This window comes from Psychrobacter sp. R86515 (assembly GCF_042466315.1).
GTDB lineage: Bacteria > Pseudomonadota > Gammaproteobacteria > Pseudomonadales > Moraxellaceae > Psychrobacter.
The window spans coordinates 772,971-786,541 of the sequence record NZ_JAXHCC010000001.1 but is presented as its reverse complement, the minus strand read 5'-3'; the positions used below and the strand labels follow the sequence as shown (position 1 = coordinate 786,541).

Here is a 13,571-nt window from a genome sequence, read left to right as displayed (position 1 = left end):
ATTTTATAACTGATCGATAATAAGATTTGAATACGTCATCGGCAGCAGTATGTATCGCCAAATGTATAGTAGATAGTATAACAAATCCTTGTTAGCAGTGGGGTGGTCGGTGAGTATTCTTAAATATTAGAATAGAGCTATCATTTACACATAAAAAACCCCAGAACGACGCTGAGGTTTTGGTGATTCTCTCTACACCAGCAATAAAACACGACATTTGCGCGTTGATAAATAATACTTTATTATCAATGACACTCTGTATTAGGAAGATGCTGATGTCGTTTGCCCAAGTCTATACCCGTTCGGTGGTTGGTCTGCATGCTCCCAAGGTCATCATTGAAGTGCATCTATCGCAAGGATTACCTGCATTGACCATCGTTGGCCTACCTGAGGCCGCCGTGCGTGAGAGTAAAGACAGGGTGCGCTCTGCCATTCTTAATTCAGGTTTCCAGTTTCCTAATCGACGTCTAACGATCAATTTAGCCCCTGCTGATCTACCTAAAGATGGCGCGCGTTTAGACTTACCAATTGCTATCGGCATACTGGCAGCAAGCGGACAGCTTGAGCCAGAGGTGCTATCAGGATTTGAGTTTATCGGTGAGTTAGCGCTCAATGGTCAATTGCGACAAGTAACTGGTAGTTTGGCAGTCGCACGAGCAATTAAAGCTGAGAAATTGGCATTAGCATTGTCGAAGTTAGTAGCAGAGAGTGACCAAGGAAAAAATAATTCAGATACTCCGCTACAGACAACTTCGCAATTGATCGTACCGATTGATAATGGTCGTGAGGCCAGCCGCGTTGATGGCGTAACGATACTAGCTGCTCAGAGTCTAAAAGCGGTTTGCGACCATCTGCAGTCACTCGTTGACCCAAGTACAAGCTATGCAAGTTTGTCAGTGGTACAGCATAGTCCTGCGCAGCAGCATGTTGGCTATCAAGTGGATTTAGCTGATGTCAAAGGACAGCATCATGCTCGCCGCGCGTTAGAGATTGCCGCTGCGGGCGGTCATTCATTGTTATTTACAGGGCCACCGGGTTCTGGCAAGACGCTTATGGCGTCACGATTGCCAACGATATTGCCAGACTTAAGTGATGAGGATGCGCTAGAGGTGGCTAGTACGTATTCGGTGGCAGACAGCGACTACGACTATGGGACGCGGCCATTTAGACAGGTGCATCATACGATATCAGCTGTAGCATTAGTCGGTGGTGGTTCACGGCCAAAACCGGGTGAAATTACACTAGCTAATAAAGGCGTGTTATTTCTAGATGAGTTACCTGAGTTTGATCGGAGTGTGCTGGAAGTATTGCGTCAGCCGCTAGAAGCCAAACAAATTACTATTAGCCGCGCTAACTCTCAAATGACCTTTCCGGCGAATTTTCAACTGGTCGCTGCGATGAATCCTTGCCCATGTGGTTATGATGGCGATACATCAGGACGTTGTCGCTGTCGACCTGAGCAGATCAAACGCTATCAAGACAAATTATCTGGGCCTCTCTTAGATCGTATTGATTTGCATATCACCGTGCCTGCGTTACCGATTGCCGATCTGCAAAATAGTCAGGTAGGTGAAACCTCCAAGCAAGTACGGGCTCGCGTAGTAATAGCGCATCAGCATCAAATGCAGCGCCAGCAAAAGGTTAATAATGAGCTTAGCCCTAGCGAAATCGATGAATATATCCAGCTAGGCGACAATGAAAAGCAGTTATTGCAACTTGCTCAGCAGCGTCTGAATCTATCAGCGCGTGGCTACCACCGAGTATTACGGGTGGCTCGTACAATCGCGGATTTGGCTAACAGTACCGATATCAACAGCGCCCACGTATCTGAGGCGCTGAGCTATCGTAGTAAAGCATAATCTATGTTTGAGAAAGTTACACTGTGATGAAAGATAGACTTCATATAGACTAGACTTTATCTTTCATAATCCAAGCAACCAAGTCAGCAAAGTGATCAAATGCTTCGGTTGGGTTTAGCTCTCGAATATCTTGCCCATAGTTATAACCATAAGACAGGCCGAGCGTGTCCATATTGGCGTTCTGTCCAGCCAACATATCGTTTCTAGAGTCTCCAATCATCACTGACTGATCGACACTGACATTGAGAGTCTCACAGACGTGTAGCAGGGGCGTTGGGTCTGGTTTTTTGACAGGCAAACTGTCGCCGCCCATCACTTCACTAAACAAATCTTGCCAGCCAAATGACTGCAATATCTTCGGTACAAAGCGAATGGGCTTGTTGGTGACTAAAGCAAGCGTATAACCAGCTGCGTGCAGTTGTTTCAGTCCGTCATCGACATCTGGATAGGCAACGGTTTTGCTACCACTAAGATTCTTATAAGCCTTAAAAAATATTTGCTCTGCGTGATCGGCTTCCTCAACCGTTAGCTCACCTTCTGCTACTTCCACTTTACCAACCAAAGCGCGCTCTACGAGCAGTCGTGAACCATTTCCTATCCAATTGCGTATCGTCTCGATAGGGTAGGTGTCTTTACCCAATGTGGTTAGCATAGCGTTGGTTGCATCGGCCAAATCAGGTACGCTATCAATGAGCGTTCCATCAAAATCAAAAATCAAAAGCTGCTTATTCATTGTTCCTCACTATTGGAAATCGTTATATTTATTATATTGGTCATACCTTAGCACAGTAGTATTTCGAGACCAGTCAATTTAGTTATCTGTTGTGCTTAATGTCTTGAGTATTAGCAACTATTCGACATCTTTATAGCGTTCACGATGCTCTTTCTTCATTCTTAAATAGTCTTCGTTCTCACGGCACTCGTCCCACTTAACTTTAAAAATCCGTGCGGATTCTGCTTTGACTGGGTCTTCCTCTTGTCGTGGCAATTCTTCGCGGCCATGAGCGCCGCTTTGACCTTTTTTATCATCAGGTACCGCGCCTTTATATTTTTTACCGCCTTTATGATTGGCATAGCGACGAGCGCGGGTATAGCCCATTTGTATAAACTTACGCGCCATATCTGCACCGACGAAGTCGTCGTCAGCCAAGTAATCTAAAAACATCTGATAGATAGCTTCACTACTCTCGCGGGCGATGTCAGGAGTCGCAAAGCGCCAATGGGGTAAAATCTCAGACTTATAAGGCTCTACAAGTAATACGCCTTGCTCACCGCGACCGACTCGGTATAACTCAGGTTGAGCGCGCAAATCCAAACTCTTATAATCTAAGTCGTAATCAAACTCTCTCATAGCTATGACCTATTATTTTTATCTACTCGTATATGGTTATTGAGTATACTTAGCCAAGCTGTTTAGAAAAAAGCACAAAAATGTTATGCAACCGTGACAGTAGGTAGTTAGCATCAAAAGCGATGAGTGAAAATGGTTATGGTAAAGTCAGCTGTGAGACGTATGAAGGCTATGAGTATGACGAATACAATGCTACGAGAGATGTTATGTTGAGAAATAAGATAAATGTAAATGAGCTCAGCCGTTTGCGATTGTCCAAAAATATACTGGTAGCGTGGCTATTGCTAACGACAAGCATACTAGCCAATACGACTGCCCATAGCGCGTGGTTTGAACGTTTGATTCCGCAAGGGGAAACGTATACGGTACGCGAGATAGATCGCGATTTGGCATTTGTGATAGATGGCTTTATCTATGATGCGCGTACGTCTTGTTTTTTGGCAGTGGGCGACCGAGTGATATTTTTTGAAGGGCGTCACGGTATTGATTACCGCGCAACTATATACGACCTAGATTCGCGTGAGCGCTGTAATTTACTATTACGTGGTCGTTTTTACGAATAGTGGTCGGCTATACGAATAAGAACAATGCATAAATAGAATGAATGTTAACGAATACGGTAAAATTTAAACATAAAAAAAGCCCCGAACATCGCTGTTCAGAGCTTTTTAGAATTCTATTAACGAATGGTGGCTCGAGGCAGGATCGAACTGCCGACACACGGATTTTCAATCCGTTGCTCTACCTACTGAGCTATCGAGCCGTCTTCGTTGAGGTCGCTATTAAACTAAATATACGCGCTTCTGTCAAGCTGTTTTTGCATTATATCTGATAAAAGACGATAAATAATTAGATATTGGCAAAATTAACCATTTTAGCGCTCGGTTTAGTCTTTTACACGCAACAGTTCGTACTCGCTCATGATACGGTGAATATCAGCGTCAGCAGGGACAAATTCACGTACGCCTTTTCTAACTTCGCAATCATAGACCAGTTTAATAAACTTGGCATCGATAGCACGTTTACGATTCTCTGGATGCACCGTGAGATATTGCAGGCGCTTAGCATTGGTCTGCCCGTCATCAAAGCAGGCGACCGCAGCGATAGGCTTATCATTGAACATCCCGACATAGAGATACTGTCCACGTTTAAACCCTTGCTCAACGATATTTAATACCTCGAGACCATCAGGCTGTGCATCATCACTATCGTACAACGCCTGCAAACGCTCTGCTAGCTCATTGTCGCGAGCAGGTTTTTTGATAAGTGGCGCATCCAAACTATTAATGGCGATCGCTTCTAAAGGCATAGCAGTTCCTATAAATAGAGGGTTTCTATAGTATAAATTAGCAATATAAGACAGCACGATGTTATAGCGTGTAGTGCCGTAAGTAAGGGTCTTCAAAGTCAGCGCGATTCATGATTGATAATACTAAACACACTATTTTAGCAGAATGACGTGATTTTGTGCGTGGTTTACCGCTTGGTCGTGGCAGTAAATGTTAGGGTTTGCTATGATGAGGCTATATAATATTTAGTATGTATAAACCCTAATATGTTGATATCTTTTGTATATATCATTTTCTGCTAAGGTCTGTCCCAGACACTAGTGAAATATTTTGGGCAGATTTTTGCCTTATTTATTGACCGCTTTTCACTGATAAAAACTGATAGAGAGTAGCCATGACAGCCAATGCAACGACGACTGCTGCCACACCTGAGCAAACTGAGTCAAAAAACGTAAATCTATATGGTCGCCCTGAACGTATCGCGACCGTTGAACGTATCACTGCCGAAACGCAAATCACCTGTACCGTTAATTTAGATGGTACGGGTAAAGGTACGGTAGACACTGGTGTGCCATTTTTGGATCATATGATTGATCAAATCAAGCGTCACGGTTTGTTTGATTTAGATATCAAATGTACCGGTGATACGCTTATTGATGACCATCATAGCGTCGAAGACACTGGCATTACCCTTGGCCAGGCATTTAACAAAGCATTGGGTGACAAAAAAGGTATTCGTCGTTATGGGCACTTTTATGCGCCGCTAGATGAGTCATTGACCCGTGCTGTCGTCGATCTGTCAGGACGTCCTGGTCTACACATGGATATCCCATTTACACGCTCGCACGTCGGCCGTTTCGATGTTGATTTGTTCAGTGAGTTCTTTTACGGGTTCGTCAATCACTCATGGATGACTGTGCACTTAGATAATCTAAAAGGTAAAAACAGCCATCATCAAATCGAATCAACCTTTAAAGCCTTTGCTCGTGCGTTACGTATGGCCTGTGAGTACGATGAGCGTGCGTTGAACACCTTGCCATCGACCAAAGAGGCTTTCTAAGGCGCATTTAAGGCTCTTCTACGGTGTCAGTCAAGCTTGGCGTACTAATTGTACAGCCTGCGCTTGACTTCCTTGTAGCAAAACCTTATCTACACCCGCGATAATAGAAAGGGCAGTAGCCAACAATATAAATGGCTAACGATATAAATAGTACAGTAGTCAAAATATCTAAAAATGAGAACCAATCGATGACTAAAGTAGCACTATTAGATTATGGTATGGGCAACCTGCACTCTGCTAGCAAAGCCTTATCAGTAGTTGGGGCAGAAGTCTCTATCACCAATGATCCAAAAGTCGTCGCGGCGGCTGATAAAATCGTTTTCCCTGGTGTGGGTGCGATGCGTGACTGTATCGCTGGCATGCACGGGGCTGGAATTGATGAGGTCATACGTCATGCAGTGTTTAACAAGCCCGTTATGGCCATCTGTGTGGGCATGCAGGCGTTGTTTGAGCAGTCAGCTGAAAATGGTGGCACGGACTGTTTGGGCGTCTTAAACGGCACTGTAGAAGCGTTTGACCCTACGTGGAAAGATAAGCAGGGCGCAACGATAAAAGTACCGCATATGGGTTGGAATACCATTAGCGGTATGGATTTTGACCATCCGCTCTGGCACGGTATCGAAGACAACGCGCATTTTTACTTTGTGCATAGTTATTACTGTGAGCCTGCTAATAGCTCACAAGTAGCGGCGGTATGTGACTATGGTCAACCGTTCTGTGCCAGTGTGATCCAAGACAATCTATTTGCCACCCAATTCCATCCAGAAAAGAGCCATACTGCTGGCTTGCAACTGCTTAAGAACTTTGTAGAGTGGAATGTGTAAGTAGTTAATAAATGTGAAGTGAATATTTAATTTAGTAGAAGGTAGATTATCAATTGTATAATCTACCTTTTTTATGCTCAGCCATCACTTTGTAGCTGCTATTCTGTGGCTATTATAGTTTAGCCATCATGGTTTAGTGATACGCTCAGTTATTTTCTACTCGCTTATATTTGGAATATCTCAGTGGATTTTACTGCCTTTAAAATGAATGTTGTGGAAACAACTGGCCTTGCCAAAGATGCCTTACATATCTATGTCGGTGTGGGTGTTTATCTGCTGTGTCTGGTTGCGCTGCGACCTATTATCAAAAGCCAAGGTATTCGATCATTTATCGCTCTGATCGTCGTGACTTGCATTGCGCTGTTGGGTGAGTATTTGGACAATCGAGATACGATTGAATCACTTGGATTGGCAGGCTTAAGCCGTGACCAGATACTCGCGAGTATCCGTGATTTGATTAATACTTGTATGCTGCCGTATGTGCTCTTTGCGCTGAATAAGTGGACGACTATATTTCGACCAACCAATAAATCGACCTCACTGACCAAACGCCATAAAAAAACGGACTATTAATTAGTCCGTTTTTTCATTTTGCTATTTGAATTTATAGTTTTAGTAGCTCATTTATTTTTTGGCTTCATCATACAGCTCACGTACCACTTCACCAATCGCTTTGATACCATCAGTCAGTGTCTGCTCGTCAGCCGCGATACTCATACGGATACATTCGTGCGCATGCTGATAATCGCTGACATCGACACCGGGGAAGAAGTATTCGCTTGGTACAATAAGCGTGCCTTTTTCTTTTAGGCGCTCGTATAGATCCAGCGTGCTAATCGGCAAGTCTTTAAACCATAACCATAAAAATATCGCGCCTTCAGGCTTATGAATGACCAAAGGATAATCGCCCAAGGCTTCTTTTAATAGCTTCACCGCGAGTGTCGCCTGCTTTTGATAAAACGGCTTGATGTCGTTATCAGATAATTGCTTAATACGATCGTTTTCTACCAATGGCGTGGCAATCGCTGCACCAAAGCGTGTAGGTGCTAGATTGACCACGGCATTCATCGCACTGACCGCTTCGATTACTTTGGCATCGGCCACGATAATACCAGTACGCATACCAGGCAAACCAATCTTTGACAGGCTAAAGCAAAGAATCGTATTGTTATCCCAATTCAGGTGCGCGTCAGAGTAGATGATATTGGGGAAGGGCATGCCGTAGGCGTTATCGATAATCAGCGGTATGTCATAGCGTTTGGCAATCTCGGCCAAATGCGCCATTTCGTCATCAGTCAACACGTTGCCAGTCGGATTGGTCGGGCGTGAGCAGCAAATAGCCCCGATACGTCCTTCCTTTAGCGCTGGCAAGTTTTCTAACGCGTCAAAATCGACACGATATTTAAAGAAGCCTTCCTCACCATCATGCGTCACTTCATCGATATGCGGTAATACGGCGGTGAAATGCTGACCTTCCACATGCACATCGCTATAGCCAATATACTCAGGGGTCAATGGCAGTAGAATAGACTTGTCGATAGACTCGCTATTCTCATCAGCGAACGCACCGCCAAACAGATTAAACAGATAGAAAAAAGCATTCTGTGAGCCATTGGTCAGAGCGATGTTTTCTGAGGTGAGATTCCAATCGTAATGACGGTTAAAGAAGCCAACCAACGCATCGATAAAGGCGGCATCCCCTTGCGGATTAGAGTAGTTCGCCATACTGATAATCGCGCTACTGTTGGGTACGCCTGCGTCGTTATCAACGCCCAGCGCCTTATAGGTCTCCAAAAACAACTCATTGACGGCATCAATTTTGGCAGGGTTACCACCGCCCAGCATGTTGACTGGTTGATCGCTTTTTAGCGCGTCGCCCAGATCATCCATCAATTGTGAGATGCCAGTGGGCTGGGTAAATTTTTGACCGAACTTTGAGAATTTCATAAGGCTACCATGCTGTTTGGGAGGGAGTTATAAGTTGGTATTTAACCGATAAAGTTGGGCTAGTATAGCAAATGAGGGCTATAAAATAAGCAAAGTGCATGGCTGATATTGACTTATATGTTTATACACTTTTTGAAGCAAAAAAACGCCTTCTACATGAATAGAAGGCGTTTTGTTTTGAGATATTAGGAAATGAGGTTTTGTAGCTAAGTCATTACGATCCGTCAAAAACATTAGGATGTCAGCTATAATCGATACTCAAAATCAACCAAAGGCATGGTTTAAGAAAATAGTTAATATCGATAGGATTTAATATTTTACTTTATACTCACGAATTTGGTATTGTTGAGAGAATAAGGGTTACTTAAGAATGTAAAGTTTGACTGATAACTGGTGATTAAGATAGAAGGTTTTGGTATCTTGAAAAGCAATAATCGTCCAATATTGTTGCTATTGCAGACAGGTACATCTCCCATCATTCCTCTTAACCTGTCACATACTATTTGTAACTCCTTCATGTCAGTTCCATCTCTTAGAACTATCAAAAATTTACACTCAAAATCATCTTCAAGACTAATCTTACGACTGTATTTTTCTATTACAATTCTCGAACCTAACCACTTTTTTTGAAACTCATTAACAACATCTTCCCATAGTTTTTTTATTGTTATCTTCTTAGCTAACTCCTTGTTTTTATTAAATAATTTTGCGAGAGATTCTTTTTCCTTACCTACAATTATTTCAGCTTCTCTACAATCTTTTATAGTTTCAGTTAAATCAGTGAATTCAATAATTTGTGCTATATTTTTTAACTCGTTTATCAAGATATAGTCAGCTTGACTAGCTTCATTTACCTTTACACCTAATGCAGTGCCAATTCCATCAGCTTCATCCATTTTATAAGCATAAAAGTTGCAGAATTCAATACCCGTATCTTTTCCACGTTTATGATGCATATGCTCTGCAAAATCTTTCAAATTTAACGTGGCAGTCATAAACAGTAGCCTCGCATCATTAACTCTTCGTAAGTTTCCAATAGTTTTCTTCGCGCCATTTCAATAGGAGAGAATTTATCATCAGTCATATTAAGTAGCTTACCATCTGATTTGAAATAATAAGTAGATATTTCTTTATCTACCTTTTGTTCTCTTGTGCTGATATCAAAGGCTTTTAACATATCACTACTGTGAGTAGTAATAATTATGTAAACCCCATTCTTAGCAAGTTGTACTAGTACGTTTGCTAGAATTGCTTGCCATTCAGGGTGTAAATTAGACTCTGGCTCATCAATGAAGACAAACGATCCTTTATTAATAATGTTCTTGCTAAGGACAGCTTGAATGATACCTATATTAGTCATGCCAAAAGAAACTAAATTTTTAGGAATGTTTTCACCATCACTATTTTCGAAAGTCAGGTCAGAATCTGAAGGCTTAAAATGACCTTTTAAATGTTCTTTAAGGTCAGCAGCACAGCTTACAATGAATGGAGGACGTTCCCCTTCCTTAAAATTAGTGAATAGAAGTTTTTTCAGATCATAAAAATATCTAGGTATGCCTGAAAGTATTTCAGGTTGATTAGTAGAAAATTTCCTACTATTATCTAAGCCATCAATTATAGGTAATAGTCTCCAATAAACTGGAGATTCGAAAAATAGAATATGTTTCGTTCTTTTAAATCTAGATAGACTTTCTTTTAATTCTATCTCAGCTTTCAAGCCATCTTCTTTATCAATAGTTATTTTTATTAGGTCTTTAATAAAAAATAAGCAGTATTCTTCTGAAGTATTAATCAGGTGTCTAATATCTGATATCTGAAAATTTTCTTTTAATTCATCAGTTATATGGTCACTAATTATTTTGAGATAGCTAGATTCAGGATTTTCTAAAATTTCAATTAAGTTATTAAGAATATCGTTACTATTGCTTAAAAGTCTTGTAGGACTTCTAAAATTTCGAAAAATGTTGAGATGGTTTTTAAAAATATCAAGAGTAGAACTTAACTCTTTATCTTTTTTCCCTATAATATCTATTAATTTAACTAATCTTGGTAAGGTATTGGTTTTATAAGTAGTTGCTTTTTTCTGAAATCGGAAAATAAAATCTTCATCAAATGCATAGTAGTCTGTTTCAATTAACTTTATTGAATTCGCTAAATTTTGAATACTTTTGTGAAAGTCTTTTAAAAAAATAATATCTTCTTCGAAGTCAATCTGTGTACCTATTTCATCGTCTTCTGATGACTCAACCAAAAAGTCATTAATTTGAGCAAGCGTACTGCTAAGGTTGTTTGCTATTTCAAGAGTATGGTTGGAATAAGTATCTACATTTATTACGCTTAGTACAGAATACAAGAACTTCGTAACGAAACTCTTTCCTGTGCCATTCTCACCTGCAAGAATAGTTAACGGTGTGATATTGATATTAGATCGTCTAATAGCACCCAAGTTTTCAATATATATATCGTAATTCATTATAGCTTTCCCACATTTAGTAAAGCAGATTTATAGCTTAAGTAAGAGATAGACAAATTCCGTGGTTATTCTGCTATTCTAACTGATGTCAAGCGTTTATATAAGACCTAAATCATCGCCCTGACCCTTGCCATAATCCCGCGCCCAATCACCAATCTCACATAAATAATAGCAATGGCAAACAGCAATACGATTAATGCCGCCCCGCCAATAGCTAAACTCGTCCATGGCACACTAAACTGTAGATTAAACCATTGCGTGATAGCTGCCCATGCGCCAACGCTAGCGATGACGACGGCAAATGTCGCCGCGCTAATCCCAAGCACACCCAGTTCTAAAATATTGAGCATATACAGATCGCGCTTTTGCATACCGAGCAGTCTAAATGACGCGCTGTCTTTCATACGATCTTGCGAAGTAGATAGAAGCGAGCTGATCAGCACCATGACCCCAGTGAGTAGGGCAAGCAAGGTGAACACATAGACCAAGCGGCTCATTTGTACCACTAGCTCTTGGATTTGCTTGGCAATAGCAGTGCCATCGATTGTGGTGACCGCAGGGAACTCGCGTACCAGTTTGCCTTGTAGTTCTGGAATAGCATCTTCTGATACGTGCGCAGTAGCAAATTGAATCTGCGGGGCAGCGGACAGCACGGACGGCTCAAACAAGAAGTAAAAATACGGGCTTGGGCCACGCTCATAGCGCGTGCGAATACTGGTAATCTGCCCGATGATTTCGATACCTTGAATGTTAAAACGTACCTGATCGCCCATACCGACATTGAGCATACCCGCGGCAGTGTCCAAGATAGACAAGGGTTTGATTTGTTCATTTGTCGCATCGATAGGGGTATATAGCGCGTCGTCTGTGAGCGATTCAGTGATGTACTCGGTCTCCATGACCGTATCTGCGTAGCTCAAATTAAAGACACGCGTAGGATCATCAAACCCATCAGCAGGCTCGATATCTTTTGCAGCCACATCATTTGCCGTCTCTACACGCGCACGAATGACGGGATAATAAGTGACGGGCGCCTCAATGATTGCATCAATATCATCATGCTGATCGCTCTGCACATCGAGCAAAAACAGATTGGGCGCATCTTCAGGATAGGCATTGATAAACTGCGCATTGATACTGTGATTGAGTGTGGTGATAAGCGTCAGCACTGCCACCGATAGTGATAAGGTGACAAAGAACAACGCTGATTGGTTGCCTTTACGTGCAAGGTTATGAATGGCGATACGCTGCATCCAACTGACCTTGGTATTGCTCGCCAACTTGTTAAGTAGCCAGAGCCACCCACGGGCCAATAGCCAAAATATCGCCACAAAGCCAATCAAGCCGCCCAATAGCTGTGCGCCTAATGACAGTGAGCCAACTTCATAAGCAAAGAAGGCATACAGCCCTGCCAACACCAAGCCATACCATAGTAGCGGCACGCGCCGATACCAAGGCAAGTTTTGTGTTTGCGTGCTCGCTCCTTGATTGAGTAGGGTAGCGGGTTTGGTCGTGTTAAGCGCGCTGAGACCACGCTGCGCAATCAGTAGCGTCAAGGCTAAAGCAATCACAATGGTTTTGATCGCGCTGATTGGATTGATGGCTAGGCCAACGTCGGCAGGCAAGATAGCCACCAGATACGGCTGGCCTATTTTAAGTAAGCCCAGACTAAGGGCAACCGCTGCGATACAAGCAATGACAGTCGTGACGATAAGCAATTGATAGTAGCTACGTTTGAGTGAGCCAAGCGGCTCGCCTAACGCCAAGCGAATGGCATTATTGGACTGCTGCTTACTGACAAATGCACTAATGACGCCATACATAGCAACCGCAGATAGTAGCAACACCGCAATGACTAGCAATTTTAAAAACATCAGCACATTGTCAGATATACGCGAGACAGAAGTATCTGCGGACTCTGCATCAGAGAGCTCGATATCAGGATAATTGGTCAGGATATCTGTAAGCTGTTCACGCTGCGTGGTTATCAGCTCGGGGTCGCCTGCCATCTCGATACGATAGTTTATTCGGCTACGTTGACCCAATAGGTTGGTTGACGGAAGTGCATCTTGTTTCATCAACACACGCCCACCAAAACCAAAGGTAGTCAGTGGACGGTCAGGTTCTTTGGTCAGTACATCACTGATCGTGAACTGCGCATCGCCAATGGTAATACGGTCGCCGACATCGGCCTGTAGACTACTGAGTACTTCTGGCGCGACGATCACACTGTCAGATGTTAGCTGATCCCACAGCGGCTGTCCTGAGGCAAGCTCCGCTGTGCCGTATAGGGGATACGACGGCGAGACGGCTTTGACGCTGGCAAGCAAGGTTTGCTCATCATTGACCAGCATGGCGCTAAACTGATAGTCATACACGGTCTGGGTATCAGCGACAGTTTCTACCTGTGACAATACTTCGCTTGGCCAGTCTTGCTTACTGTTTAGGATTAGATCCCCACCAACGAGTGCGCGCTGATTGTCATTGATGTAGCTATCGACAGACTGCTGCACAGAATCGAGGGTCAGGTAGGTTGCAAGCGACAAGGTCAAGGTCAGTAGAAACAGCACGGGATACACCCAGCGTTGCCACCAGCTACGGCTGAGTGCTTGCGAGCCTAGTGTTTGAAAACCTAGGGTACGAGTAAATAGTTGACTAAGGATGCCGCTAGGATAACTGGACTCTTGATGCATACTGGTAGCAGTATTTTTTGTATCAGTCGATTTATTGTCTGTGGGCTTACTATTCATTAAGATACAATCCAGTTA

General features: G+C 42.8%; 12 protein-coding genes and 1 tRNA gene. 5 read left to right on the top strand and 8 right to left on the bottom strand.

Annotated elements, in window-relative coordinates; all coding sequences use genetic code 11:
* The first annotated feature begins 275 nt into the window (after positions 1–275).
* A complete protein-coding gene (locus SJY28_RS03310) occupies positions 276–1,859 on the top strand; it encodes a YifB family Mg chelatase-like AAA ATPase (protein ID WP_379543413.1) in 1,584 nt (527 codons plus the stop codon).
* Between the two features lie 49 nt (positions 1,860–1,908).
* Here SJY28_RS03310 and SJY28_RS03305 read toward each other — a convergent pair whose 3' ends face one another.
* On the bottom strand, positions 1,909–2,592 hold the full coding sequence (locus SJY28_RS03305) for a phosphoglycolate phosphatase (protein ID WP_379543412.1): 684 nt from the start codon (positions 2,590–2,592) through the stop codon (positions 1,909–1,911).
* Positions 2,593–2,709: 117 nt separating this feature from the next.
* A complete protein-coding gene (locus SJY28_RS03300; protein WP_165597783.1) occupies positions 2,710–3,210 on the bottom strand; it encodes a DUF4385 domain-containing protein in 501 nt (166 codons plus the stop codon).
* Between the two features lie 122 nt (positions 3,211–3,332).
* Between SJY28_RS03300 and SJY28_RS03295 the strand changes: the two genes are divergently transcribed.
* A complete protein-coding gene (locus tag SJY28_RS03295; RefSeq protein WP_379543411.1) occupies positions 3,333–3,773 on the top strand; it encodes a hypothetical protein in 441 nt (146 codons plus the stop codon).
* 124 nt (positions 3,774–3,897) lie between these two features.
* Here SJY28_RS03295 and SJY28_RS03290 read toward each other — a convergent pair.
* A tRNA-Phe gene (locus SJY28_RS03290) sits at positions 3,898–3,973 on the bottom strand.
* A 123-nt stretch (positions 3,974–4,096) separates the two neighbouring features.
* The gene (locus SJY28_RS03285; protein WP_102091078.1) at positions 4,097–4,519 is read right to left on the bottom strand and encodes a hypothetical protein; all 423 of its coding nucleotides are present in this window, start codon (positions 4,517–4,519) and stop codon (positions 4,097–4,099) included.
* 374 nt (positions 4,520–4,893) lie between these two features.
* Here SJY28_RS03285 and hisB point away from each other — a divergent pair, with 374 nt between their 5' ends.
* The 3 genes from hisB (at position 4,894) to SJY28_RS03270 (ending at position 6,956) form a co-directional block, all read left to right on the top strand.
* Complete coding sequence (gene hisB / locus SJY28_RS03280) at positions 4,894–5,559, top strand: imidazoleglycerol-phosphate dehydratase HisB (RefSeq protein WP_379543410.1); 666 nt, start codon at positions 4,894–4,896, stop codon at positions 5,557–5,559.
* 188 nt (positions 5,560–5,747) lie between these two features.
* Positions 5,748–6,383, top strand: coding sequence for an imidazole glycerol phosphate synthase subunit HisH (hisH, locus tag SJY28_RS03275; RefSeq protein WP_379543409.1), 636 nt, complete (start codon positions 5,748–5,750; stop codon positions 6,381–6,383).
* 204 nt (positions 6,384–6,587) lie between these two features.
* Entirely contained in the window at positions 6,588–6,956 is a 369-nt protein-coding gene (locus tag SJY28_RS03270) for a hypothetical protein (protein ID WP_224738026.1), read from the top strand.
* Positions 6,957–7,007: 51 nt separating this feature from the next.
* Here SJY28_RS03270 and SJY28_RS03265 read toward each other — a convergent pair whose 3' ends face one another.
* The 4 genes from SJY28_RS03265 to SJY28_RS03250 form a co-directional block, all read right to left on the bottom strand.
* The gene (locus SJY28_RS03265; RefSeq protein ID WP_379543408.1) at positions 7,008–8,330 is read right to left on the bottom strand and encodes a valine--pyruvate transaminase; all 1,323 of its coding nucleotides are present in this window, start codon (positions 8,328–8,330) and stop codon (positions 7,008–7,010) included.
* 317 nt (positions 8,331–8,647) lie between these two features.
* A complete protein-coding gene (locus SJY28_RS03260) occupies positions 8,648–9,325 on the bottom strand; it encodes a hypothetical protein (RefSeq protein WP_379543407.1) in 678 nt (225 codons plus the stop codon).
* Positions 9,322–10,803 (bottom strand): AAA family ATPase, encoded by a 1,482-nt coding sequence (locus SJY28_RS03255; RefSeq protein WP_379543406.1) that lies wholly within the window; start codon positions 10,801–10,803, stop codon positions 9,322–9,324. The genes SJY28_RS03260 and SJY28_RS03255 overlap by 4 nt, the downstream gene beginning before the upstream one ends.
* 107 nt (positions 10,804–10,910) lie before the next feature.
* Complete coding sequence (locus SJY28_RS03250; RefSeq protein ID WP_379543405.1) at positions 10,911–13,553, bottom strand: ABC transporter permease; 2,643 nt, start codon at positions 13,551–13,553, stop codon at positions 10,911–10,913.
* Positions 13,554–13,571 lie beyond the last annotated feature (18 nt).

Bases quoted from the DNA above. Each gene is read 5' to 3' on its own strand.
- SJY28_RS03255 (WP_379543406.1), bottom strand. From the start codon at position 10,803: ATGAATTACGATATATATATTGAAAACTTGGGTGCTATTAGACGATCT.
- SJY28_RS03300 (WP_165597783.1), bottom strand. From the start codon at position 3,210: ATGAGAGAGTTTGATTACGACTTAGATTATAAGAGTTTGGATTTGCGC.
- SJY28_RS03305 (WP_379543412.1), bottom strand. From the start codon at position 2,592: ATGAATAAGCAGCTTTTGATTTTTGATTTTGATGGAACGCTCATTGAT.
- SJY28_RS03270 (WP_224738026.1), top strand. From the start codon at position 6,588: ATGAATGTTGTGGAAACAACTGGCCTTGCCAAAGATGCCTTACATATC.
- hisB (WP_379543410.1), top strand. From the start codon at position 4,894: ATGACAGCCAATGCAACGACGACTGCTGCCACACCTGAGCAAACTGAG.
- hisH (WP_379543409.1), top strand. From the start codon at position 5,748: ATGACTAAAGTAGCACTATTAGATTATGGTATGGGCAACCTGCACTCT.
- SJY28_RS03295 (WP_379543411.1), top strand. From the start codon at position 3,333: ATGAGTGAAAATGGTTATGGTAAAGTCAGCTGTGAGACGTATGAAGGC.
- SJY28_RS03310 (WP_379543413.1), top strand. From the start codon at position 276: ATGTCGTTTGCCCAAGTCTATACCCGTTCGGTGGTTGGTCTGCATGCT.
- SJY28_RS03285 (WP_102091078.1), bottom strand. From the start codon at position 4,519: ATGCCTTTAGAAGCGATCGCCATTAATAGTTTGGATGCGCCACTTATC.
- SJY28_RS03265 (WP_379543408.1), bottom strand. From the start codon at position 8,330: ATGAAATTCTCAAAGTTCGGTCAAAAATTTACCCAGCCCACTGGCATC.
- SJY28_RS03260 (WP_379543407.1), bottom strand. From the start codon at position 9,325: ATGACTGCCACGTTAAATTTGAAAGATTTTGCAGAGCATATGCATCAT.
- SJY28_RS03250 (WP_379543405.1), bottom strand. From the start codon at position 13,553: ATGAATAGTAAGCCCACAGACAATAAATCGACTGATACAAAAAATACT.